Raw genomic sequence first — 26,019 nt, 5'->3', positions numbered from 1 at the left:
GCAACCAGGCCCTTTTTTTATGTTTCATCAGTACCCGGGATTTTGTTCCAGTTGCGGGTTTTGCTGGGTATCTACGAACGGGATCGGGAATATTACCAGTTGCGCATCCCAGGCTATTTCAGGCTGGGTGGGCGGCCGGGCCGGTACATCCCTCTTGGTACGCAGAAAATCCGTCATGCCGTGGCCTTCAAATGCCAGCTCTATCCTCCTTTCGTTCAATATCAGGTCTATCAGCTGCGCCTGGGTGGCAGGCGGCGCAATAACGCCGGCGTTTGAACGGGAGCGTATTTCCAGCAGGGTAGTGAGCGCTACGGGATCAGGCACTGCCGGGCTAAGCCGCGCCAGCGCTTCCGCCTTGATCAGCTTCACTTCTCCCAGGCGTAAAACAGGCACCCAGGAATCAAACGTAGTGGTATAATACTTGCCCGTCCAGTACGTGAGCGTGGTAGTGCCGGTAGTACGCAGCAATTGCGTTTTGCGCTCGTCTGTATCCGAAAAACCGGGCAGGTTGCGGTAAGCAGCGTTCACAGAAATATCACCACGGCCCAGGGGACTGTAGTGCTGGCCGATGGCGTTGTTGGTGTTGGGATTATCTGACGTGTTCATGGCCACGGCAAAGATCCCTTCCGTTGTAGACGAATAATTGTCTTTTGTAAAATAGTCACGCAGATCGGGCTCCAGGGAAAAACCGCGTGCAGAGCTGATCACTGCATCTGCTTTGGTATTCGCATTCCCCCACTGCCCCATTACGAGGTAAATTCTGGCCATTAGCGCATCTGCGGCAGCTTTGGTGGCACGGGCATGATCAAAATAATCATCGTCCCAGGTTACGGGCAGGTCAGTAGAAGCATCCGTGAGGTCTGCCAGCACCTGGTCATACACCTGCTTGACGGTGTTGCGCGGCACCTTGTTGGCGGCGGCAAGCGCTTCCGCACCGTTGGTGACGGCGTCCAGTATCAACGGCACACCGGGGTGGTTGCCATCTGGCGTAAACACGTAAGTTTGCGCGTACAGGTTCACGAGGTAATAGTAACAAAGCGCACGGATGAATTTTGCTTCAGCGTAATACACCTTCGCCGCATCCGCCCCAATAACGGACTCATTTTCCTGCAGCCGCTTCAGAAAATAATTGGCTTCAAAAATAGTGCGGTAACCGCCAGTCCATGCATTCTGCGCAATGGTGTTGTTGGATATCATATTAAATGTTCCCACGTTGCCAAAGAAAGAAGATACATTGGCATCATTCCCCCGCTGGTCAATATAGATCAGCACACGGCCGCCCAGGAACTCCGCGTTCTGCAACGCATTATACATGCCTATGGCCGCGCTCTCTATCCGTTGCGGCGAGTTGAATATCTGCGCCGGGTCAATGTTCACAAATGGCTCCTGCTCGTCTACCTTTGAACAGGCCGTTAACAGCAACAAGCCCGTCAGCGTAGCGCCCAGGTATTTGATGATGGTATGTTTAATCGTAGTCATAATAGTAAGTTTTTACTGGTACATCAAACCTTGTTAGAAACTGGCATTCAGGCCTATTGAAAAAGTGCGCGGCAGCGGTACGCCCCGGCTGTCTACCCCAAACGCAATATTTGCCGTGCGGTTTGTATTGATCTCGGGGTCTTGCCCGGAGTAACCGGTGAGCAACGCCAGGTTGTCTCCCGCCACATACAGTCGCAAGGTGTTCATGCCCAGTTTTGATTTGATGTTCGGGAACGTATAACCCAGGCTCACGGTTTTCAGACGGAGGTAGTCTGCTTTCTCCAGCCAGCGGGTAGAGGTTTGTGTGGTGATGTTATCTACCAGGTACAATCTCGGCACGCTGGTATTGGTATTTGTGGGCGTCCAGCGTTTTTCAATTTCCGTGATGTTGTTCTGCAGGAAGTTGGTCATCAAACCCTGGCGGGTTGCATTGAGTACGGAGTTGCCGCCGCTGAACTGGAGCTGTATATTCAGTTCAAATCCTTTATAGGAAAGCGTGTTATCCCATCCGCCATACCAGGTGGGGTAACCGGTTACACCTTCCAGGTATACGGCATCGCTGGCGGTAATGGCAGTTACTTTGTTGCTGCCGTCTGGCGTGGTCCAGCGGTCTGCCGTGGGCGCACCGGGGTTGTACATTTTTACATTGCCCTCTTTATCATAAAACATCCCGTAGCCCGTTTCAGGATTTACGCCGGCCCAGCGGATCATATAAAATACGCCCAGCGGACGGCCTACACTGGCGCGGTTGGAGCCGCTGATAATATCCGTGCCGTCTACCAATTTCTTCACTTCGTTCTTGAGATGGGTGAAGTTGGCGGAGGTGGCCCAGGTAAAATGTTTGGCTTCTACGGGTGTGGCGTTCACTGTAATTTCAAACCCGGTGTTGCGCATGGCGCCTATGTTGGTAGTTACTGCTGATGCAGGCACGCCTACTGTTCTGAGCACCGGCGCGTCCAGCACCAGGTTGTCTACATCGTTGTTGAAATAATCCAGCACCAGGCTGATGCGGTTGCGGAGAAAGGAGGCGTCCAGCCCTACGTCCAGCTTGCGGGAAGACTCCCATTGCAGGTTAGGGTCTCCTATCTGGGACATAGACAGGCCGTTGAGGTCTGCATACTGCCCGCCGCCATACAGGGTACGGGCGGCATAGGGGCCTATTTCCGAGTTACCTACCACGCCGTAGCTGGCCCGCAGTTTCAGGTCACTCACAAAGTCTACGTTATCCTTGAAAAAGTTCTCTTCATAAATACGCCAGCCAATAGAACCGCTGGGGAAATACCCGCGGCGGTTGTTGATGCCGAAGCCTGAATAGGCGTCTGCACGGAAGGCAAATTCAGCGTAATACTTTGCGCCATAATTATAGGCCAGGCGGCCAAAGTAGGAATCGAAGGCCCTGGCATTGGCCGTACCACCGGTAAACGAATTGTCTGTACCGGCAAACAGGCCGTCATAGATGTTCTGGAAGTAGCTGTCTGCCAGGTTGCCCTGGCCGGTGTACAGTTCTGTACGTTTGCTGTACTGGTACTCCACACCGGCCGTTATGGTAACGTTATGTTGCTGGGCAAAGGTGCGCGCGTATGAGGCAAAGTTGGACCAGTTCCACTGGTTGAGCCGCAAGAGGTTTTCCTGCACCAGGCCGTTGAAACCTACGCCAAGGCCGGCCTGGTCAGGCCCGCTGTACTGGTCTTCAAAGTTCTGGATGTAATCTATCCCGAAGCGGGAGGTCAGTTTCAGGCCGGTAACAGGCGTTACTTCCAGGTAAATGTTGCCCAGCGTGCGGTTGCTCTGGTTGTCGTTACGGCCCATGTACACCGTAGTAAGGGGGTGGAAGAAACGATTCAGCCGGTAGGTCACATTATTGTTACCATTGCCGAGATCTCTGTTGCTGGGGCTGAGGTAATAGCCGCCAAACTCGCCGGTGCTATTGTAGACGGGCAGGTTGGGCGGAGCATTATAACCCGCAATGGTAGAGCCTGCCAGCAACCCGTCTGACAGTACGCCGTTGTTCAGGCCGCGGGAAGCATACAGGCTGATGCCTGCCTTTAACCATGTTTTGGGCGTGAGGTCCAGGTTCAGCCTGGCAGAGCCCCTGCGCAGGCGGTTGGTGATCACGAAACCTTTCATGTCTGCATATTCCGCGGAGGCATAATACTGCGCGCGGTCTCCGCCACCGGAGAAGTTCAGCTGGTGCGTTTGCGAGAAGCCTGTTTTGAATACTTCGTCTATCCAGTTGGTACGGTCGGGTTGCCCATCCCCGTTCACATCTATGTCTGCGGCAATGTTGGCAACACCTGCATTGGCTGACTTTTCGTTCTGGATGGCAATAAAACGGTCACCATCAAGCACCTTGGGTATTCTGGCACCGCGAGCCCAGCCCAGGTTGGTGTTGTACCCAACGTTCACGGTGCCTTTTTGCCCGCGTTTGGTGGTGATCACAATTACGCCGTTGGCGGCGCGGGAACCATACAGCGCAGCGGCGGCAGCGTCTTTCAAGACATCAACGGAAGCAATGTCGTTGGGATTGATGTCTGCCAGCGGGTTGAAGCGGGTACCGTTGCCGCTGTTGAACACATTGAGGTTGGTGGCGGTGTTCAACGGCACACCATCCAGCACAATCAGCGGTTGCGCGCTATTGCTGATGGAGTTTACCCCGCGGATGCGGATGGCTACCGCATCGCCTACCATGCCGGACTGTACGTTCACGTTCACCCCAGCGGCGGCCCCGTCAAGCGCCTGGTCAAAGCTCTGGATGGGTTTGTTGTTGATCTTGCTGCCGTCAATGTTGGCAGTGGAGGCCGTTACATCTTTTTTCTTGATGTCTACGTAACCTGTTACCACTACTTCCTGGAGCGTACGGTCGTCCAGTTGCAGCTCCACGTTGCGGGAGGCGCCTTCCGGCGCGGGCAGTTCCTGCGTGCCGTAGCCAATGAAAGAATACACCAGCACGTCTGAAGGGCCGGATATTTCGATCCGGTATTCTCCGCTTGCGTTGGTGATGGTGCCTTTAGTAGTTCCTTTGATAGATACGGTAACGCCAGGTAAAGGAGAACCGTCTTTGGCGTCTGTTACTTTGCCGGTAATGACCCGTTGCTGGGCATGGAGCTGCCCTGACATCAATACCGAAAAGAACATGAGGAGTAACATTCTTTTCATCTCGAATGGATTTTGGTGATGAGATTCTAATTGACCAGCAAGGGAGTAAACAGGATGATCTTGATTGTTTGCGGGTTATAGTTTTACCAGTAGAGATAAATAGGGCTGCTTTCGGGTTACAAATAGTTACTTGTAAATTACTAAAGAATTGTCAATAAACCACCACAAATAGTTAAAATAACATCATTAACAAATATGTCATTTTAGATATAACAAGATAAATTCATGCGGAAAATGCAGTATTACGGTTGTTTCCGGGAAGAATCCGCTTTGCAGTAAAAAGCCGCTCCTGTTGGCGGAGCAGCTATGACGGAAGATTTAAACTTGTCTAGTTGAGCTGTTTAAGTAAACCGGAGGGATTTACCGTGTCCCAAGCCCGGCTTCTCCAGGGCTATAAAAGCGAGCGGGCAGCATGATAGCGGGCGGCAATTTTCTTATTTCATGATACGCCTCACTCGTATTTCGGATGCTGCTTCATGTTCTCGTTGGCCTGTAATTCCCGCAGCGGTATGGGCATATAATATCCCCTGTCTGCAGGCGTGCTGGTGAGCGCAGAAGGCGCCTGCACTACGTCTTCCGGTATGCGGCTGATGGCTGCTTTTTTCCGGCGGAGGTCAAAATAGCGATGGCCTTCAAAGGCCAGTTCCTTGTACCGTTCCTCCATTACGGCGGCGGCAAGCGCCTGCGGGCTGGCAAAGGTGGCGGCTGTGTAACCGCTGATCCTTTGGGCACGAAGCGCATTGAGATCTGCGGTGCCAGGCACCAGCCCTACAATACCGGTAGCAGCGTGAGCTTCCGCACGGATGAGGTACATTTCCGCCACACGCAGCAGTTTTACATCTGCCAGGTTTACCAGCGCGGGCTGGCCGCCTACATATTTATTCACCGCCCACCGGCCGGCGCCAAGGTCTTTGAACCAGGCGCTGAAACGCACGTCTGTGGAGGCGTTCATGGCATTCATGAGTTTAAAGGCGGGAGCGTACATAATGCGCGTGCCCTCCCGGTAAAAATCACCCAGCTTGGCATCCTGCGCCTCACGCTTCAGCTTCCAGATCACTTCCGCACTGCTTTTGTCCAGCCAGATGTCCGCGAACTGCGCGGGTGTAGACAGGGGCATGGCATTGATTACCGTAGAGGCGTGGGTGATAGCCTGCTCCCAGCGTTCCTGCCAGAGGGCGGAGCGCGCCTGCATGGCAACTACGGCCAGTGCGGTTGCATGCGTGTTGGTGGTAAAAGTGCCGGGTATGAGGCCGCGCGCGGCAACAAGGTCTGCATCTATCTGTTCAAACACTTTGCTTACCGGTACACGGGCAGGCTTGCCATTAACGGAGCTGGTCATTACCGGTATACCGGGCGAAGCGGGGTCATAGTCTACGGCGTAATGACGCAACAGTTCAAAGTGGCAATAGGCGCGGATGGCCAGCAGTTCGCCTTTTAAGCGGTCTCTTCTTTCTTCGTCCTGCAAGGCCACGGCTACGTTGTCTATTTTGCCCAGTATGCGGTTGGCCCTGTCCAGCACCATGTAAAAATTCTGCCAGGCCTGCCCAATGTCAGCAATAACAGGCTCCTGCTTCCAGCTAAACACCTGTACGCCTTTGTTGGTATTATTTTCTACCGGCAGCATGTTTTCATCCGCCATCAGTGAACTGATGGTGATGCTGGCGGTACCCAGGCCGGCATAAACGCCCAGTACACCGGCCTCCAGGTCGTCTGCTGTCTGGAACACCACAGACTGGTCAACGTTCTCGGTTGGTTTTACATCCAGCTCTCCCAGGCAGGAGGTAGCCAGCAAACACAACAGCAGTGCGCAATATTTATGGAATGATCTCATGTTTTTCAGAATTGTATGCTTGCGCCGGCCGTAATGGTACGGGCGGCAGGGTATTCAAATAAAGCGGTATTGTTCGTGTCTTCGGGATCAAGGCCGTTCCAGCCGGTGAAGGTCAGCAGGTTCTGCCCCTGCACATACACGGTGGCCCCTTGCAGTATCCGTACGCCTTTCAGCAGCTTTGCCGGAAAGGTATAAGCCAGCTGTAGATTTCGCAACCGCACAAAAGAAGCGTTCTGAATTTCGCGCGAGCTGAAGCCGAACGGCTCGGAGAACTTCGGCTGGTTGGTCACATCACCAGGCTTGCGCCAGCGTGTAAGCCACTTGCGGCTTTGATTGCTGGCGGCGTTGCCATTGCTGTTCAATGTATAAAATTCCTCGGAGCTGTAACGGTACAGGTCCTGCATATAGGTAAAAAGCACATCCAGCGAAAATCCTTTCCACCTGGCGCCTGTGGTAAAACCGCCAAAACAGGACGGGTCTGAAGTGCCAAACTCCGCCACGCTTTGCGCCGGACTGTTTACATTGGTAATGGAGCCGTCCCGGTTGTAATACTGCGGCTTGCCGGTTGCGGGGTCTACCCCCGCCCACTTCATCACATAATGTGTATTAATGGGTAAGCCTGTACGAAACAGGTTAGTGCCCTGTGTGAACTCGGTGGTTTTGCCCAAACTGATGATCTTGTTCTTATTATAGGTGAGCGTGATGCCTGCGTACCAGGTAAATTCATTGTTCCGCACAATATCTCCGCTGAGGTCTATTTCTATACCACGGTTGCGGATGGTACCGGCGTTGTTGAGCCGGGAAGAAAAGCCGCTGGTCTGTGAGAGCTGTTCTTCCACAAACACGCCCTCTGTAAGCCGGTTATACCAGTCCGCCACCAGCCGCAGGCGGTTGTCAAACATGGCCACGTCTATGCCGGCATTCCCTATTTTGGTGTACTCCCAGTCATAAGTATCGTTACCGGGAGATACCGGCACAATGGCCGGGGAGCCGTCGTACCGCGCGGCGCCATACCCGGCGGTATATGCAAAATTGCCCGGGAAGGGTGAAGCGGCCGTTCCATAGGTGGCGCGCAGGCGGAGGGTGTTCAGCCAGCTGAGCGGTTGCATAAAATTTTCCCTGCTCATATCATACCCGGCCCCTATGGAATAAAAACTTTTCCAGCGGTTCTGCTCCGGTACGGTAGAAGAACCATCCCGGCGGTAGGTAATGTTCAGCATATACTTGTCTGCGTAGCTGTAACGTGCCAGGCCAATCCAGGAAGCCATGGCCAGGCCGGATTTGCCACCGCCGATCTGCGGAATGAAACCGTTCAATGCGGAGCCTTGTGTAACGCCGGAGAGCGTGCCGCTCAGGCCCGGTGTAATGCCATAACCGGTTACGCGCATGCTGGAAGTTTTCATGCGGTTAAACTCGTAGAAAGCGCCGGCGGTGAAATGATGCAGCTGGTTAAAGTACCTGGAATAATTGAGGCCCGTAGTGGCGGTAAACTGGTAGTAGCGCGTCATTTCCTCACGGTGCAGCCCCTGCCCGCCGGGCGTGGTGGCGGCGCTGTAGGAGCCGGGGGTTACGGTGCGTGTATCTACGTTCTCCCGGTAATCCATACCAAAGTTGGCGGTGGCATACAGGGAGCTGGTAAAATTATAGCGCATGGCGGTGTTGATGAGGCCTTTCAACTGGTTCACACGGTAGCTGGTATTTTCCATGCGCTCCAGCGCATCAGAGCCTTCCCTCGTATCATACGCGCCACCAAGTTTGCTTTTGTTGCCGCTGTGCATCAGCACCCCGTTCACATAAGGCTGTTCGTACGGCAGCCCGTAAAAGGCGGCGGCAACGGGATTTCCTACATTGGTCAGGTTTTCGCTTTCTATATAATCGTTGTTGGAATACCCTATAGCCGTGTTGATGGCTGCGGTAAAATTTTTTGCATTGAAATCAAGGTTGGTGCGGAAGCTGTAGCGTTCCAGCCCTGAGCGCAGGGCAATACCGGCCTGTTTCAGGTAGTTGCCGGACGAGTAGAAGCGAACGTTTTCCGTGCCGCCAGCCGCGCTCAGCTCATACTCATGGAAGGGAGCTGAAGAGCGGAGGAACATATCGCGCCAATTGGTATTGATACCCCGCAGGCTGTCAAGAATGGCGGCATATCTTTCTTTTACTGCAGGCGCCAGGTTGGCATTGGCCGGGTTGCTAGCGGAAAAACGCCAGCCGGGCCCCAGCGTGCGGCCACCTGTTTCAAGGCCTACTTCTTCTTCAAATTGCAGGCGCTCTGCAGTATTCATCATGTCAAAGCGGCCACGGGTAGGCATAGACACTCCGTGGCGGGTGTTGAATGAAAGGCGTACGGGGCCGGCTTTTCCCCTTTTGGTAGTGATGAGTATAACACCGTTGGCGCCACGGGCGCCATACAGAGCAGTAGCGTTGGCATCTCTCAATACGCTGACGGAAGCAAAGTCTGCCGGGTTCATGCTCATAAACACACCGCTTTCCACGGCAATGCCATCTACCACGTACAGGGGGGCGGTTATCCCGCCAATATTGGCCTGCCCCCTGATGAGCACCTTGGCCGGCGCACCCGGCTGGCCGGTAGAGGAGGTCACCAGCAGGCCCGGCGCCAGGCCTTGCAGCTGCTGGTCAAAGGAAGCCATTGGCATGCGGCCCAGCTGGTTGCCCGAAATAATGGTAACCGCGCCGGTATATTGTTTACGGGTAGCCGTGTTGTAACCGGTAATTACAACTTCGTCCAGCAGCCTGGCGGCTTTCTCTGACGTGTCTGCCGGCACAGGTTGCTGTGCAATTGCGGGAATACTTATGGAGGCTGATAACCATAAGATTAGCGCATGTTTCATAGAGTAATACATTTATGCCTCGTATACAGAATTTATGACGTGATGGGATCAAGCGTACAAGATACTGATTGTCAAGGGATAAAAGTACTACACAAATATGTGATATACAAAGAAAGGCCGCCCCTTTAACAGGAGCGGCCTTTCTGCATGATAAATGAATCTTTTTATTCGGCCCACCAAACCGGCACATCCAGATCAACCATATCCGGAGATTTGGCATTGGTGGTTGCTTCAGAGTTCGGATAAGGGAAGCGTTGGGGGAACTTGCCGGCCAGCTCACCTACCGCAGACGGTACAAAGAAGTCCGGGTAACCGGTCCTTCTCCACTCCGTCCAACCTTCAAACGTCTGGTTGCCCGTCATGGCAAAATATTTCTGCGTAATGATGGCCTTTACCTGTGCTTCTGTACCGGCAGGCCATTGGGCAGCGGGCGCAGTAGCAATGTAATTGGCCGCTTCGGCAGAAAGACCGTACGCCGCAAAACTGGCCTCAATGCCTTTGACAAAGAGATCTTGCGCGTTGCCGGTCAGCCAGCCGCGCACTACGGCCTCTGCCTGCAGAAAGTAACTTTCAGATGCGGACATGAAACGCACAGGCGCCGAGGCGGAATTGTTGTCAGCACCCAGCCCGCCTGTGGCAGCGCTCGGGAAAGAGATGGAGAAATCAGGAATATCATCGTAGGTACCCTGGGGGATGCCTACAATGGTATCTATGTCCACCCCGTTATAGGTGTTGGTCACCACGGTGTAGAACGCGCTGCGGCGGGGGTCCAGGTTGGCGGTGAACGCATCTATAGCGGTTGAGCTGGCCACCAGGTTCTGTGTTCTGCCCAGGCCCAGTATTTCAGAGAACATGGGGTTCTCGTTACCACCGTTGGTCGTGTAATTGATCCTGGCATCTTTTTCCAGGAAAGGTTTTCCCTGTAATGCCTGGATGCCGGCCTGCGCCTTGGAAGTAGCCGCTTTAAAGACGCGGAGGTACGCTCTCAGCTTCAGCGTGTTGCCAAACCTTGTCCATTGCTCCATATCACCGCCAAAGATCAGGTCTTCTGAAGTGGGTTTGTAAGGGTTGGTGGGTTCTATCATACCCAGGCCTTTGTCAATCCACACAAAAATGCTGTCATATACAGCAGCCTGCGAATCGTAGCCTACATTCAGGCTGTCTCCGCCTTTCAACGCCTCGCTTAACGGAATATCGCCAAATGCATCGGTGAGCATCTGGAAAGTATACGCTTTGAGTATATAGGCGATGGCTGCCTGTTGGGTATACTGACCCGCATTGGTGATCACGCTTTGATAGTCCTGCAGGCCACCAGACCAAAGGATGGACCAGGGCCGGTCCATTGAGGATGCGGACGTGAGATACCTGTCTGTTGATTTATACTGTGAAGAGAACGGGCTTTGCGTCCAGTACTGGCCCCAGATGCCGGCTTGAATGCCGTATTGATTGCTCAGTACGTGAGAGGTGGCAGCCTGTGCGGAAGGAAGCAGTAACCTTACGTCTGCCTCAGTGGGCTGGTTGGGGTTGTCGTTCACATCCAGGAACTTGCTGCACCCCGTGCCTAGTGCCGCTATGGTAAGCGCCAGTATTGCTATTTTTAAATTCACTTTCTTCATTGTCAAATAATTTGCTTTGAACGATTAAAACGAAACCCTCAGGTTAAAGCCATAGTTTCTCAGGGATGGCTGGGCGGTAAAGTCCAGGCCTTGCTCATTGGTGGCGCCGCCGGAGTTTACTTCAGGATCTGAGTACTGGTTTTCTTTCGGCGTCCAGAGGAACAGGTTGTTGCCATACAGGCCGATCTGCACTTCGCCGAACGGCGTTCTGCTCAGTACAGATTTTGGCAGGCGGTAAGACAAGCTGGTTTCTCTCAGCTTAACAAAAGAGCCGTCTATTACGTGTTCGCCTGAAGGGATCAGGTCCGTCCAATAGCTGATCATGTTGTAATTCCTCGTATTGGGAATATATTTACCTGGATTGTTGGGGTCCGCCACCACCGAGTTCGGGAACGGATGAGGCTGGCGCCCGTTGGCCGCAGACTCCGTAGAAATACCGGTGAAGTCCATGTTATCCTTGTTGCGTGACCAGAACTTGGAACCTTGCTTGGTATCGAACAGGGCGCTAAAGCTCCAGCCTTTGTAACTGATGTTGGTACCGAGCGAAGCCTGGTAATCAGGGTTATAGGAACCCAGGTAAACAGGGCTGGGCGTCAGCAGCGGCAAACCGTTGGTAGCCCGCACAATGGGGTTACCCTCCGGTGTTCTCTGGATGGCGGTAGAATAGAAAGTACCATAGGGTTTACCTACTGCGGCTACTACAGCCATGCCGCCAAAACCACCTATCACCACCTGTTCTACACCGGGCAGGAGAGACAGCACTTCGCTGCGGTTACGTGCGTAGGTACCGAACAGTTCAACGGTAAGGCCGTAAGAAGTTCTTACGGGCGTGCCGCGCAGGGCCAGCTCAATACCCTTGTTCTGGATAGAGCCCGCATTGATCACTTTGCTGGAGAAACCGGTTACCGTGGGGATCGGGATGTTCAGGATCTGGTCTTTAGACTTGTTCTGATAATAAGAGAAGTCTATTGTGAACCTGTTGTCAAAGAAGCCCAGTTCCGTACCTATTTCAAACGCTGTAGTGATCTCGGGTTTCAGGTCGGGGTTGCCAATGCGGTTAGACTGGCTCAGGCCCGGCACACCGTTGAGCGGGAACAGGGTTTGGCCAAAAGCACCCAGGATGTCTGTACGGTCAAAATAGGTGTTCAGCAGGTAAGGATCAGCATCGTTACCTACCTGTGCCCAGCTGCCGCGCAGTTTACCATAGCTCAGTACGTTGGAAACCTTGGAATCTTTCAGCAGCTCGGTGAACACAAATGACGCGTTCAGGCTGGGATAGAAGAAAGAATTGTTGGCTTTGGGAAGCGTGGAAGACCAGTCGTTACGGGCGGTAGCGCCAAAGAACAGCATATTCTTGTAAGCCAGGTTCAGGTCTGCATAAATGCCTACCAGGCGGCGGATGGAATAGTTGTTCACGGCCTGTACGGCGCCGTTACTGTTGCCCATGTTGTACCAGCCGGGTACTACCAGGCCACCGGAAGGGTTGGTCTGCACTTCGGAAGTAGTGAAAGTACGCTGGCGGATGTTGTTACCTACCATCAGGCTTGCATTGAAGTCTTTGCTGAACTCTTTGCGGCCGGTGATCATCAGGTCATGCACCACTTCGCTCAGGTTGTACTGGTCTTCTTCATACTTGCCGTTGGAAGTATGGGTGTTGTCTGCCACGGTGTATTCTCCGGAGGTATTGTCTGCCGGTACAAAAGAATACTTGGGATATTTGAAATTGCGGCGGTCTGAGTAAATATCTGCCCCTACTCTTTCCACTACATCCAGCCATGAGGTAGGCTTGTAAGTGATGGCAAAGTTACCGGTAACGCGGTCTACATCGTTCTGGTTCCTGTACTCGCGCAATTGCCAGTAAGGGTTCACGGTGTATGCGCCGTAGTAGCCGTACACGGGCTGGCCGGCGGCATTGGTGTAACCCCCCATGGCGTAGTAGGGATTGTTCAGGTCACCCAGGTCCTGCAGGGGAATATCCCGGGGTGTTTGCAGCACGTTGTTGTAAACGGAACCGTCTCCCTGGCCACCCTGGATCATATCAGCCTTGATCTTGTTGTAGTTGATATTGATGCTGGTGGTGAACTTGTTGCTCAGTTCCGCGGTACCGTTAAAACGGATGCCGTACTTGTTGTACTTGTCATAGTCTCCCGGGAAAATGCCGTTAGAGTTCAGGGAGTTGAGAGACAGGAAATAGGTGGTTTTATCTCCTGCACCGGCAAGGGAGAGGTTGTTGTTGGCGGCTACCCCTGTTTCAAAGAAGTCACGCACGTTGTTCTTTACCGCGGAGTAGGGTTTGGACAATCTTTTGCCATCAATTTCCTGGCCCCATTCCTGCATTTCGCCGGTAAAAGGCGCACCCCAGCTCCAGTTCTCTTTCGGGTCTGTGTAAAAGCCGCTTGGCGTGTTGGCAGGGTAGCCCTGTCCAAATTCGTTCTGGTAAGTAGGCAGTTTCAGAATGCTGGAAAAGGTGGTGGAAGAGTTAAGCGTCATTTCCATGCCTTTCTTCCCTTTTTTCCCGCTCTTGGTGGTAATGATGAGGGCGCCGTTAGATGCGCGGGAACCATAGATGGCCGCGGCGTTAGGGCCCTTCATGATAGAAACGGACTCAATGTCTTCCGGGTTGATATCGTTACCCCTGTTACCGAAGTCAACAGAAGAACGGCTGTCTCCGCCGCCCATAATGTTGCTGTTGTCAATGGGCACACCGTCTACTACCAGCAGTGCCTGGTTGTTGCCGGTAATGGAAGACCCCCCGCGCAGTACAATGCGGGAAGAGCTGCCGGGTGCGGATGCCGTGGTGGAAATGTTCACGCCGGCCACTTTACCTACCAGGCCGTTGATGGGGCTTGGGCTCTGGCCCCTGGTAAGCTCGTCGTTCTTAACGGTGGGGGCCGCATAACCAAGGGAACGTTTGTCCCTGCGGATGGCGTTGGCAGTTACCACCGTTTCGGTAAGGGTGGTTACATCAGCGGTCAGCACCACGTTTACAGTGGCGCCGTTGATCTTGGCTTCCGTGTCTTTCATGCCAATGAATTTCACTACCAGCACCTCAACGCCTTCCGGTACGTTCAGTGTGTAGTCACCTTCTGCATTGGTAACGGTACCTACATTTGTTCCTTTTGCAATAATGGTAGCGCCAATAATGGGCGTACCGTCTTCAGATGCCGTAACCTTTCCTTTAACGGTTCGGCTTTGCGCCATTACCTGTCCTGAGAGGCAAATCAGGAGCAGGAAAAGCGCGGTTAGACCTTTCCTCATAAGCATGATTTAGTAGTTTAACGAAATTTTAACAGTCAAATATAGTTCACTTAAAGATTTCTTAACACATCGGGTGTCAATTTTTTTTGGAGGTGCCATAGATTTTTTTTTGTTTAATGAATAAATAGAGATCCGATAACGTATATGAGATACGCCTGCTATTTCGGTAACACGGTTGGCGGGAAGGGTTACAAAAAGAAAAAGCAGGCGACAAGATTATCACCCGCTTATCATCAACCAAAATCTAAATCGAGAATCTTTAGAATATTTTGGACGTTGAACTGATAGTCAACAGAATATGTTTTGTTTGCTGAAACGCCCGCAGGCCGTGAGTTTATGCGGGGTGCTCCATGTCTCAATGATATGGATTTTTCTCGCCATATCATAGCATTTGTTAATGTCTTTTTCATAAGCGGCAGATTTTGGTAACTCAATCTACCTTAACGGCGTCAAATTACAACTGTCGCTTATGCTTGTTTTAAGCCGGTCAAGATAAGTTCAAAGGGAATGTTTTCAAGAGATTGATCAACGTGGTGTATAGATCCTCATTCCTGTAGTTGTACCGGAACTCGCATTCTTTCAGGTGCAGGTAAGCTGTATTCCTGTTCAGCCCCTTGAACTTGGCCAACCTGTGTTTGGTGAGGCCCCAGAAGCCGTCTACATCATCCAGCATGGCCTTTCCGGCCTCCAGGTCATGATGCCCGTTGCCAATGTGGTACAGGCGGTATTGCCCCAGGTCTACCACTCCGCTGAAACGGCGTATCCTTTCGGCATTGCCTATCGTTTCCAGCACGGAACGGCCCCTGGCAATGGCCTGGATCATGGAACGACTAACGTCTGGCAGAATTTCGGTGAATACTTTTTGCTCCAGCTTGTAGATGCCGAATATTACAGGCTTTACAATGCGGTCAACATCCGTTTTGACCGCAACACCCGCGTCATGAGCCGGCGCGTGCGAGTGCCCCCGGCTCACCCAGGATGCAGCATTTGCTGTAGCAGGCTCAGGCTGCAATGACTCGCAGTACCTGACTATCTGCATCCTTATCTTTTTCAGGTAACTGTTGATGGTTACCCGGCTTACGCCACTGATATTAGCTATCTGTGTGGCTGTTAAATCTTCGGAGAACAGCTTTAGTATCTCCTTAAACTTGCGCTCGGACAAATGAGCGCCTTTCAGGAACTTATTTTTCATGGACTAAAGAGGTTAGAAATGGCATGCTAAACCTCTTACTTTTTCCCCGCTATATATAGTGCTTTATTATAAGCGGCGATATGCTAATGATGAACGAGCCCCACTAGATTATTTTAGCAAAGCGGCTAAAAAAAATCCGTGGCAAAAAGCCACGGACGTAAGGTTTTGCGGGGAGCAAGTCCAAAAAAGTTATCATGCTCCAATTATATTAAATTCTTTGAGCGGCAAATTTCCGGGATGAGTGAATTACTCTTCCTTGTCGTTCAGCCCTATCTGGTCCATCTCCAGGTCAGGTTCTTCATCCAGCGTTTTCCAGAGTTCCTTTTTCCGGGCCTTTTTCTGAAGGGCCTTCTCCATCCACAGCAGCATGGCGGGCAAAATGGTTAGATTGGTCACCATGGCCATTACCAGCGTAAGAGAAGTAAGCCAGCCCAGCGCTTTTGTGCCCTGGAACTCGGAGAAAGCAAAGATCATGAAACCTGCAAACAGGATGAGCGAGGTATAAATGATGCTCAGCCCCGTTTCGTTGATGGTCTGCCTAACGGTTGTGGATATATCGTAATTATTGAGCGGCAGCTCCTGTTTGAAATTTACCAGGAAACGGATGGTAACGTCTATGGCTATACCGAGCGCTATGCTGAACACCAGCACGGTAGAGGGCTTGATGGCAATATCCAGCCAGCCCATTACCCCGGCCGTTACCAGCAGGGGGATAATATTGGGTACCAGCGAAATAATAAGCATGCGCCAGGAGCGGAACAGGTACAGCATGCAGAACACGATCAGCACAAAGGCCAGCAATATGCTTTCCAGCAGGCCATTAATAATGAAGCGGCTGCCTTCCAGGAAAATGATGCTGGTACCGGTAAAGGTCACTTTGTACTGCGCCGTGTCAAATATTTCGTTTACGTGGGGGCGCAGGGAATCTATCAGCCGGGGCAGCTCCACAGAGCCTACATCTGCCATGTTCACGCTCATACGCGCTATCTGCCGCGTACTGTCCATAAAGGAAGATACCAGCTTGGTAAAGGTGGAGGCGCTGTTACCGTCTCCGCGCATGCGCAGGTAAGGCGCCAGGAAGCCGATGTCAAACTGGTTGGGCACGGCATAGTTAAGGCTGTCTCCTCCATAATATGCCTGTTTGGCAAACTTGATGCCTTCGGCCACGGAAAGCGGCCGCGCAAAAGCGGGGCGGCTGGCAATAATGCCGCTCAGCTCGTCCAGCCGGGTAAGGGTTTGCAGGTTCACTACCCCGTTCTTCTTTTTGGTGTCTATTGCGATCTCCAGCGGCATTACGCCTTTGAAATGGCGTTCAAAGAACTTGAGGTCCGTATACAGCTTGTCCTTTTTAGGGATATCGTCCACAATAAACCCAACCGGTCTCAGGCGCAGCATGCCTATGATGGCGGCCAGCACCATCAGTACCGTAGAAAGGTATACCATGGGACGGTATTTGAACACCAGGTTGTTGAGCATGTTCAGTACGGCCCGGAACATTTTATTGTCCAGGTAACTGGTATGCTTGGTTTTGGGCGGCGGCAGATAACTGAGTACGGCGGGCAGGAAGATAAAGGAGATCAGGAAGATGAGCATGATGTTCACCCCTGCTACCACGCCGAAATGTTTCAACAGTTCACTGCGGGTAAAATAAAAGACCCCGAAGCCGATGGCGGCGGTGAGGTTGGTAAAAAGGGTCACAATGCCCATACGCTGCACCATGCGCACCAGCGCCTCCATCTTTTTCCCGTGTATGGCGTACTCCGTATGGTACTTGTTGAGGAAATATACGCAGTTGGGAATGCCTATTACCACTATCAGCGGAGGAATGAGACCGGTGAGCAGGGTTATTTTATACCCGCATATCACAATGGTGCCCACAGACCATATTACCCCGATGGCCACTACGATCATACTCATGAGCACCGCGCTGAAGGAGCGGAAAAACAGCAGCAGTATGAGGGCGGTGAGCACAAAAGAAATACCGAGGAACATTTTCAGCTCGTCTGCCACCTTGGTAGCCATAATGGTGCGTATCATAGGCAGGCCGCTCAGCTTCACATCCAGGTTATGCTTTTGCCCGAAGGCCTCAGCTCTTTTCCGGATGGCCTCTACTACCTTTATCCTTCCTTTGGAGTTGAGTACGTCTTTATTGATGTGTACCGCCAGCAGAAAGGAGGAGCTGTTGGTGCTGTATAATAACCCCTTGTAGAAAGGCAATGAATAAAATACGCGGGCCAGGCTGTCAAGCTCCGCCTGTGTTTGCGGCAGGGGCTGGAAAAGTTGTATGGCTTTGAGCTTGCGGGTACTGTCGTCTTTTATGAGGTTAACGGCTACGGGTATGCTCAGGGTGTTCTCAACGGCAGGTATCTTGCGGAGGTCGTCGTTCAGCGCTGCATAATCCCTGAAGAAGTCAAGCTGGAACATGTTACCGGTCTCAATACCGATCACCATCATATTCCCGTCTTCCCCGAACTTTTGTTTGAACTGCTGGTACTGCTGCCACTTGGGGTTGTCCCGCGGGATGGCGCCGGTAAATTCATAAGACAGTTCTACTTTACTGGCATACCAGGCCATGATGCCGGTGCCTGCCATCAACAAAACCAGAAGCCATAATCGGAATTTCAGAACAAAACCTGCCAGGCGCTGCCACATACGTATTACATGATTTGGTAAAGGCCATAAAGGTAACTATTCATTACGATTTATGCATATTAGATAATCGTAATTGTTACTTTTGGGAAGTATGTTCTTCCGCCTGCTCCTTCTGACTATCTGCCTGCTGCCGGCCAACGCCTATTGCCAGCTCACGCCCATCGGGCACTGGCGGGAGCATTTGCCCTGGCGGCAAACAACGGCGCTGGCAGCGGCGCCCGACCGGCTGTACTGTGCCACGCCCTACGGCGTGTTTGCCGTTGCTTTTTCGGACAACGCGCTCACCCGTTACAGCAAGGTGAACGGCCTGCACGATGCGGGCATTGCCGCCATCGGCTGCCACCCGGGCAGCCAGGCACTGGTCATTGCCTATGACAACGGTAACCTGGACGTACTGCGCAACGAGAACATCATCAACATCCCCGATTTCAAGCTGTCTTCCGCGGGAAGTGACAAACGCACCCGCCGGATCTCCTTTGACGGCCCTTTCGCATACCTCTGCACACCCGTTGGCATACTGGTGCTGGACCTTGAAAAACAGGAGATTGCAGATACCTGGCGTATTGGCGCCACTAGCGCCCTGGCGCAGAACGGCCCTTATTATTATGCCGCCACCGCGGCCGGCGTGCTGCGGGCGCCCAGGCAGGGCCGCAACCTGGCAGACCCTGCTAACTGGGAAGTGGTGCCGGCCTGGGGCAACGCGCGTAACCTGCTTACCCTCAATAGCAGGCTGCTGGCCCTGCAGGGCGATACAATATATGCTTTGGAAGACACCGGCCGTGAACCCTGGTTTGCCAACGGTACGCCCATACTGAACGTTAACACCTCCGGCGCCGCCCTGTTTGTACACCAGCCCGGCCACGTATTGCAGCTTTCCGGCAGCGGAGTTTTGGAAAACACATTGCAAAGCCCTAGCCCCGCAGCTGCTGTAACCGCCGCGCAAGCTACCTGGGTGGCAGATGCGGAAAGCGGCCTGCTGCGCTTTGGCAACGGCGGCATGGTGAACTTTACGCCCAACTCGCCCCATGGCATTGTAAGCGGTGAAATGACGGTGCACAACGGCGCCCTCTGGGCGGCCGCGGGCAGTGTAACAACAGGCTGGCAGGCCACCGGCAACACAGACGGCCTGTTCCGGTTTGACAACGAAGAATGGCAGCGGGTAGCGGCCCTGCGTGACGTTATTACCATCAGCCCTGCCGGTACGGAGATGTACGCGGGTGCTTTCGGGGAGGGGTTGCTGGCCGTACAGGCCAATACAGTGACCAAACCAGGCGGAGACTCGCTGGTGAGCGGGTTGGCCACAGACCCGGAAGGGCGCCTCTGGGTCAGCACCTTTGGGGCGGTAAACAACTTGCACATGCGCCGGCCGGATAATAGCTGGCTGCATTATTCCATTCCCGTTTTTCATACGGCCAACGCCGTTAGCCAGCTGCTGGTAGATGACGCAGGTCAAAAATGGATCGTGTCTCCCCGCAATAACGGTGTGTTCGTTTTCAACCATGGCACCAGCCCGGAAGGCACAGCAGATGATAAATGGAAACTCTACCAGCCCGGCGCGGGCCAGGGCAACCTGCCCTCTCCCGATGTACGCTGCATTGCCAAAGACCGGGATGGCTACATCTGGATAGGCACGGCCAAAGGCGTGGCCGTGGTGCAATGCGCCGCTACCTTCTGCGATGCTTTCTGGCCCGTATTGAAGGAAGATAATTTTGCCGGTTACCTCTTCCAGCACGAGCAGGTGAATACCATTGCCGTAGACGGCGCCAACCGCAAATGGGTGGGCACGCAGAACGGCGCATGGCTGGTAGCACCGGGCGGGGAAAAGATACTGGCGCACTTCAACACCGCCAACAGCCCGCTGCCTTCAGATGTGGTGTACCGCATTGCCATACACCCCACCACGGGCGAAGTGTTTTTTGCCACCGCAGCCGGCCTGCTCTCGTGGCGCGGCACTGCCACAGAAGGCGGGCCCACGCAGCAAAACGAGGTGCTGGTGTTCCCCAATCCCGTTCCCAGGGGGTACGAAGGCACCATTGCCATTCGCGGGCTGGTGCAAAATGCCGTTGTAAAAATTACAGATACAGCAGGCCGGCTGGTGTTCCAGACCCGTGCCCATGGCGGGCAGGCTGTGTGGAACGGGCGTGACTATACCGGCCGCCGGCCGCAAAGCGGCGTATATCTCGTGTTTGCGTCTGATGACAGCGGGCAGGAAAAGATCGTCACAAAACTGGTATTTATCCACTAACGGGGCCATTGCATGGCCACGGAAAATTGGCGGCAAAGCTGGCATTTATCCTCCCGATAACCGACTTTTGCAGCATGCTGCACAAAACACCCGGCATAGTATTGCGCACCGTGAAGTATGGAGATTCCAGCCTTATCCTCAGCATATTTACGGAGCTGTTCGGTATACAATCCTATATCGTGAACGGCGTACGCTCTTCCAAACCCAAAGCGGCCAAAGGAAACCTGCTGCAGCCCGGCAATATTCTTGACCTGGTGGTGTACCATCACGAACAAAAGAACCTGCAGCGCATCTCGGAGTTCAAGCTGGGGCACGTATACACCTCAATGCATGTGAACATTGTGAAAAACACGGTGGCCCTCTACCTCATAGAGCTGTTGCAGAAAACGCTCAAACAGCCGGAGCAGCAGCCAGACCTGTACCATTTTACGGCCGGCGTGTTCAAAGCGCTGGATGCGGGGCCTACCACCGTTGCCGCCAACCTGCCTTTATATTTCACACTCCGGCTGGCCGCCCACCTGGGTTTCCACTTCGCCGGCCACTACTCTTCCTATACACCCTATCTTGACCTGCAGCAGGGCGTTTTCACCGACCTGCCACCGCACCATACCCAGTACCTCGACGAGTTTTCCAGCCAGGTCACGGACCGGCTGCAGCAAATCCAGCACCTGGCAGACCTTGATAAAATTGAATTAAATAAAGAAAGGAGAAGGAACCTGCTGTATGCTTATCTCGATTTTTACAAACTGCATATCCCTGATTTTACAGAGCTGCATTCTCCGCCTATACTGAACGAGATATTGAGTTAAGGGGGGGCTTATTACTTCGCGTAGTACTTCAACACAACCGTATTCCCGTCAAAGTCTGCATAGGAGTTGTAATTCAGCCAGTCTCCCAGGTTGATGTACCGGCTGTTTTCGCCTACTTTGAGGTCAAGCGGCAGGTGGCGGTGCCCGAAAATAAAATAGTCGAAATGCTCTTTCTGCAAAATTTCCCTGCTGTAAATAGCCAGCCACTCTTCTTCCTCACCCAGGAATTTTTCCAGCTCCCCGCCGGTGGCAGCGCGGCTTTTACGGCTCCAGTAGTTGGCCATGCCAATGCCCCAGCTGGGGTGGATAAAAGAAAAGAGGGAGCGGCATACGGGGTTACGGAATACTTTTTTCAGGAATTTATAACCATGGTCACCCGGCCCGAGGCCATCTCCATGGCCGATATAGAAGCGTTTGCCGGCAATGGTGTAGGTCTGCGGTTCAAAATATACGGGAATGTCCAGCTCTTCTTCAAAATACCCGTTCATCCACATATCATGATTGCCGATGAACACGGAAATGCCGATGCCCCGGTCTCTCAGCTCCGCCAGTTTGCCCAGCAGGCGGGTATACCCTTTGGGGATGGTGTGTTTGTATTCAAACCAGAAATCAAAAAGATCACCCACCAGGAAAATATGCTGCGCATCCTGCGCCGCTTCATCCAGCCAGCGTACCACCAGCCGCTCCCGCTCCCGGCTTTTCTCCATGTTGGGAGCGCCGAGGTGGAAGTCTGATGCAAAGTAAATGCGCTTGCCGGGCGGTAATAACAGTTCCATGGTGTTGCTTAAATGTAAAATGCAAAAGTGATGATTTCCTTTTGCATTTTACAAGTATATAGATCAATATTCTTTTCGGCTATTCGTCCAGCAGGAAAACATATACCTCCCGGGGGCCGTGTACGCCTACCACCAGTGTTTTTTCGATGTCTGCCGTGCGGCTGGGGCCGGAAGCAAAAGAGATCATGGAGGGCAACTGGCCCTGGTATTTTTCTTTCACCCTGGCAATGGCATCTTTCAGGTCAAACACCAGCTGGTGGGTATGAGCTATGACAATGTGTACCGGTGCAAATACCGGGAGGCCGCGGCCGGAGGGCTGCGCGGCAGACAGTACCATGGTACCGGTGCGGGCAATGAGGCACTCGCAGTCGGTAATGGCCGCATCCAGCGTATACATGTCCCCTACGTTCAGATAAGCCGGGTTGTAAGGTTCCAGTATTTTTTCCAGCGAGGGCGTTTTGCAGTGTACATGCGTCCACTCCTTGTTTTCCACCAGGGCCTGCAGGTTTTCGGCCAGTTCGTCCCGGCTGGAGCAGAAAATGAACTTGCCCTGCAGTTTTGAGAACTCTTCGGCAAACTTTATTTCCAGGCCATCGTGTTTGGTCTCGAAAACCGGGTTGCTGCCTTCCGCATGGGGGAAAGGCAATTGCACGGGCTGGCTGAGCGCGTTCCTGACTCTTTTCAGGATATTTTCTTTAGCGGGCGATACTTTCATCCTTATTCTGAAATTGCATTGGCCGGAGAAGGATTGATGATGTCTGAGGGGTGTACGCCGTCAGTGGTCATGCCTTCTTTATTCAGGTGATGTTCTTTATGCGTGTCAAACGGGCGTTTGCCGATGAGGCGCTCCAGGTCGTCTTTATACAGCACTTCCTTCTTCAGCAGTTCTTCCGCCAGCAGTTTCACATGGTCCATCTTGTCTGCCAGCAGGGCCTTGGTACGCTCGTAGGCTTTTTCTATGAGCAGGCGCACTTCCTGGTCTATCAGCTTGGAGGTTTCCTCGGAATACGGCTTGGTGAAAGCCTGGTCGCTGTTGGGATCGTAGAAAGAAACGTTGCCTATCTTCTCGTTCATGCCGTACACGGTAACCATGGCGTAGGCCATGCGGGTGATCACCTGCAGGTCATTTTGCGCGCCGGTAGATACCTTGCCGAACACCAGGTCTTCCACCGCGCGGCCGCCAAGGGTCATGCAGATATCGTCCATCAATTGCTCGGTGTTGTACAGGTATTGTTCTTTGGGCAGGTATTGCGCATAGCCGAGGGCTGCCACGCCGCGTGGTACAATGGTTACTTTTACCAGCGGGTTGGCGTGCTCCAGGTACCAGCCGCAAATAGCGTGACCGGCTTCGTGGTAGGCTATCACTTCTTTTTCTTCCGGGGAAATGATCTTGTTCTTTTTCTCCAGGCCACCGATCACACGGTCAATGGCATCATTGAAATCTTCCATTTCCACTTCCGTTTTACCCTTGCGGGCGGCAATGAGGGCCGCTTCGTTACAAACGTTGGCAATGTCTGCACCGGCAAAACCGGGCGTCATGGAGGCCAGCTTTTTGATATCGAGGTTGGGGGAAGTTTTGATGGGTTTCAGGTGCACGTCAAAGATATGCTCACGGCCGGCCAGGTCAGGCTTGTCTATAGAGATCTGGCGGTCAAAACGGCCGGGGCGCAGCAGGGCGCTGTCCAGCACGTCTGGCCGGTTGGTGGCGGCCAGTATGATAATACCGCTGTCTGTACCGAAGCCGTCCATTTCCACCAGCAACTGGTTGAGGGTATTCTCCCGCTCGTCGTTGCTCATCATCACGTTCTTGCCACGGGCGCGGCCGATGGCGTCTATCTCGTCTATGAAAATGATACAGGGCGCTTTTTCACGGGCCTGTTTGAACAGGTCCCTTACACGGCTGGCGCCCACGCCCACAAACAGTTCCACAAAGTCTGAACCGCTCATGGAGAAGAAAGGCACCTGCGCTTCGCCAGCCATGGCTTTGGCCAGCAGGGTTTTACCGGTACCCGGAGGGCCAACCAGCAATGCGCCTTTGGGTATTTTACCACCTAATGCGGTGTATTTTTTCGGGTTTTTGAGGAAATCTACAATTTCCATTACTTCCACCTTGGCTTCGTCCAGTCCGGCCACATCGTTGAAGGTGATGTTTACGCGGGTGCCTTTGTCAAACAGGGTGGCTTTAGACTTGCCGATGTTGAAGATGCCACCGGGCCCGCCGCTTCCGCCGGAAGGGCCGCCCATTTTACGCATCAACAGTATCCACATGCCTATCAGCAGCAGAATGGGCAGCAGTATCTGCATCAGCGGGTCAAACCAGTTCTGACGGTCCTGATAAGACACGTTCATCTGGTCTGCCAGCGGCATATCTGCCTGCGCCTTGTCAAGCTCTTTCTGGAAGCTCTCTACGCTGCCAATGGTGAACTGGAAGTGAGGACCGGGGTTGGGTTGTCCGAAGCGGCTTTTGGCCACAGATTCGTACTTGGGATCGTTCAACCGGTCTTTTTTGATGTAAACCTCCACCAGTCTTTTGTTCACTACCACCAGTTTGTCTACATCCCCTGTGCGCAGGTATTCCTGCTGGAATTGTTTAAAACCGGTCAGTTCTTTGGGTTTGGTGCCCAGCTCTACAAAGTTCATTGCCAGCAAGGCAATGCCAATAAAAGCATAAACCCAGTATATATTAAACTTTGGCCCTTTTTTCGGAGATTTTTCTGATCCCTTACTATAGTTGTTGCCTCCTTTTTCCATGATCGTTCGCTCCTTTACGTGAGTGTTGTCTGTTTATACAAGTAATTAATACAAAACCGGGGGTTTTGTTCAGTTTTCAAGGTGTTCCATCTGCTCCGCATCGCTCCACATTTCCTCCAGTTTGTAAAACTTGCGGGTTTCGGGGATGAAAATATGCACTACAATGTTCACATAATCAACCAATATCCACTGCTGTGCAGTAAACCCCTCATGCTTGTAGGGAGTTTCCTCCGCATGCAGTTTCACTTCCTCTTCCACAAAGTCTGCAATCGCTTTAACCTGAGTATTGGAATTGGCCTCACAAATGATAAAGAAGTCTGCTACCGCTTCAGGGATCTTGCGCAGATCAAGGGAAACGATATTCTCCCCTTTTTTTTCCTGTATGGCCTTTATGATGGTAGTAAATATCTTGCTGTTCCTGGTGATGCGTGCCGCCGCTTTCTTCCTGCTATTAAGAATGGTCAAGGGTGCCAATAAATGCTGTTTTTGTTAAAAATAATCTTTAATCTTCAAAATTACTAAACCAGCGCCAAAATATCATAGCCACTGTATATGTGAAGGACGAATGAAGCGGTAAAAAATTGTTAAAATGCTTTACTTTGTTCCTCAACAGATAAAACAGGCGGCGTGATAGGTAACCCATTCGCGGTGCTGGACCGTGTAGACAGCACCAATAACTATGCCATGGCCCGGGTAAACGAAGGCCCTGTGACAGACGGCGCTACCTGGTTTGCCATGGAGCAGACTGCGGGGAAAGGGCAGCGGGGCCGGCAATGGCATTCCGCCCCCGGAGAGAACATTATGTTAACAACCGTGCTGCAACCCGCCCTGGCCCTCCATCAGCAGTTTATGCTCAGTGTGGCCATAGCCCTGGGCGCGTATGATCTCTTTTCGAAATATGCGGGTGACGAGGCCCGCATCAAATGGAGCAATGATATTTACTGGCGTGACAGAAAGGCAGGCGGCATCCTGATAGAGAACGTTTTACGCGGCAATATATGGCAATATGCCATAGCCGGCATCGGCATCAACATCAATACCCCTCATTTTCCCGAAAACCTGGCCAACCCGGTGTCCCTGCGGCAAATAACCGGTAAAACATGGGATAGCGTGGCCCTGGCGCATGAGCTTTGCGCCTGCCTGCAACGGCGGTACAGCCACCTGCAGGCCGGTTCCTACCAGCCCCTGCTGCAGGAGTATAAAAACTGCATGATCCGCTTTAACGAACCAGCCCTGTACCGGAAAAACGGTGAGATATTCACAGGCGTGATCCGGGATGTATTGCCAGACGGACGGCTCTGCCTTGAAAAAGGGAACGAAATGCTGCAACTGGGTTTTGGCGAGGTGGAGTTCGTGTTTGCGAAGTAAAGCTAAAAGCCGGTTTTACCGGGGCCGGCAAGTGTAAGTT

Annotated in this window: 15 protein-coding genes; 3 read left to right on the top strand and 12 right to left on the bottom strand. The window is 52.8% G+C overall.

Annotation, left to right across the window (positions count from 1 at the left end; genetic code table 11):
* Positions 1-27: 27 nt before the first annotated feature.
* The 8 genes from D3A97_RS08565 to D3A97_RS08530 all read right to left on the bottom strand — a co-directional run bounded on the left by D3A97_RS08565 (position 28) and on the right by D3A97_RS08530 (position 17,970).
* Complete coding sequence (locus D3A97_RS08565; RefSeq protein ID WP_119077952.1) at positions 28-1,479, bottom strand: RagB/SusD family nutrient uptake outer membrane protein; 1,452 nt, start codon at positions 1,477-1,479, stop codon at positions 28-30.
* Between the two features lie 33 nt (positions 1,480-1,512).
* Positions 1,513-4,635 carry a SusC/RagA family TonB-linked outer membrane protein gene (locus tag D3A97_RS08560; RefSeq protein ID WP_119077951.1) on the bottom strand — a complete coding sequence of 1,041 codons (3,123 nt, stop codon included), beginning with the start codon at positions 4,633-4,635 and terminating at the stop codon, positions 1,513-1,515.
* 451 nt (positions 4,636-5,086) lie between these two features.
* Positions 5,087-6,466, bottom strand: a complete 1,380-nt coding sequence (locus D3A97_RS08555) for a RagB/SusD family nutrient uptake outer membrane protein (protein ID WP_119077950.1) — start codon at positions 6,464-6,466, stop codon at positions 5,087-5,089.
* Between the two features lie 5 nt (positions 6,467-6,471).
* The gene (locus tag D3A97_RS08550; RefSeq protein WP_157986428.1) at positions 6,472-9,312 is read right to left on the bottom strand and encodes a SusC/RagA family TonB-linked outer membrane protein; all 2,841 of its coding nucleotides are present in this window, start codon (positions 9,310-9,312) and stop codon (positions 6,472-6,474) included.
* A 164-nt stretch (positions 9,313-9,476) separates the two neighbouring features.
* Positions 9,477-10,928: a SusD/RagB family nutrient-binding outer membrane lipoprotein gene (locus tag D3A97_RS08545; protein WP_119077948.1), complete on the bottom strand. Its 1,452-nt coding sequence runs from the start codon at positions 10,926-10,928 to the stop codon at positions 9,477-9,479.
* Positions 10,929-10,952: 24 nt separating this feature from the next.
* Positions 10,953-14,186 (bottom strand): SusC/RagA family TonB-linked outer membrane protein, encoded by a 3,234-nt coding sequence (locus D3A97_RS08540; protein ID WP_119077947.1) that lies wholly within the window; start codon positions 14,184-14,186, stop codon positions 10,953-10,955.
* 487 nt (positions 14,187-14,673) lie between these two features.
* Positions 14,674-15,378 carry a hypothetical protein gene (locus D3A97_RS08535; RefSeq protein WP_119077946.1) on the bottom strand — a complete coding sequence of 235 codons (705 nt, stop codon included), beginning with the start codon at positions 15,376-15,378 and terminating at the stop codon, positions 14,674-14,676.
* Positions 15,379-15,624: 246 nt separating this feature from the next.
* Entirely contained in the window at positions 15,625-17,970 is a 2,346-nt protein-coding gene (locus tag D3A97_RS08530; RefSeq protein WP_232825930.1) for an efflux RND transporter permease subunit, read from the bottom strand.
* 151 nt (positions 17,971-18,121) lie between these two features.
* Between D3A97_RS08530 and porZ the strand changes: the two genes are divergently transcribed.
* Together porZ and recO are read left to right on the top strand one after the other, a co-directional pair.
* Positions 18,122-20,275 (top strand): type IX secretion system anionic LPS delivery protein PorZ, encoded by a 2,154-nt coding sequence (gene porZ / locus D3A97_RS08525; protein WP_119077944.1) that lies wholly within the window; start codon positions 18,122-18,124, stop codon positions 20,273-20,275.
* Between the two features lie 74 nt (positions 20,276-20,349).
* Positions 20,350-21,084, top strand: coding sequence for a DNA repair protein RecO (gene recO, locus D3A97_RS08520; protein ID WP_119078489.1), 735 nt, complete (start codon positions 20,350-20,352; stop codon positions 21,082-21,084).
* An 11-nt stretch (positions 21,085-21,095) separates the two neighbouring features.
* Here recO and D3A97_RS08515 read toward each other — a convergent pair whose 3' ends face one another.
* The 4 genes from D3A97_RS08515 to rsfS all read right to left on the bottom strand — a co-directional run bounded on the left by D3A97_RS08515 (position 21,096) and on the right by rsfS (position 25,076).
* Positions 21,096-21,860 carry a UDP-2,3-diacylglucosamine diphosphatase gene (locus D3A97_RS08515; RefSeq protein ID WP_198673896.1) on the bottom strand — a complete coding sequence of 255 codons (765 nt, stop codon included), beginning with the start codon at positions 21,858-21,860 and terminating at the stop codon, positions 21,096-21,098.
* A 79-nt stretch (positions 21,861-21,939) separates the two neighbouring features.
* Positions 21,940-22,575: a LutC/YkgG family protein gene (locus tag D3A97_RS08510; protein ID WP_119077943.1), complete on the bottom strand. Its 636-nt coding sequence runs from the start codon at positions 22,573-22,575 to the stop codon at positions 21,940-21,942.
* Between the two features lie 2 nt (positions 22,576-22,577).
* A complete protein-coding gene (ftsH, locus tag D3A97_RS08505) occupies positions 22,578-24,611 on the bottom strand; it encodes an ATP-dependent zinc metalloprotease FtsH (RefSeq protein WP_119077942.1) in 2,034 nt (677 codons plus the stop codon).
* 69 nt (positions 24,612-24,680) lie between these two features.
* Entirely contained in the window at positions 24,681-25,076 is a 396-nt protein-coding gene (gene rsfS / locus D3A97_RS08500; protein ID WP_232825890.1) for a ribosome silencing factor, read from the bottom strand.
* Positions 25,077-25,238: 162 nt separating this feature from the next.
* Between rsfS and D3A97_RS08495 the strand changes: the two genes are divergently transcribed.
* Complete coding sequence (locus tag D3A97_RS08495; RefSeq protein WP_119077940.1) at positions 25,239-25,979, top strand: biotin--[acetyl-CoA-carboxylase] ligase; 741 nt, start codon at positions 25,239-25,241, stop codon at positions 25,977-25,979.
* The last annotated feature ends 40 nt before the right edge of the window (positions 25,980-26,019 follow it).

The sequence above is a fragment of the Chitinophaga alhagiae genome, assembly GCF_003568665.1.
Classification (GTDB): domain Bacteria; phylum Bacteroidota; class Bacteroidia; order Chitinophagales; family Chitinophagaceae; genus Chitinophaga; species Chitinophaga alhagiae.
Note: the sequence above shows the minus strand (reverse complement) of the source record. Positions and strands in the feature narration are given on the sequence as shown.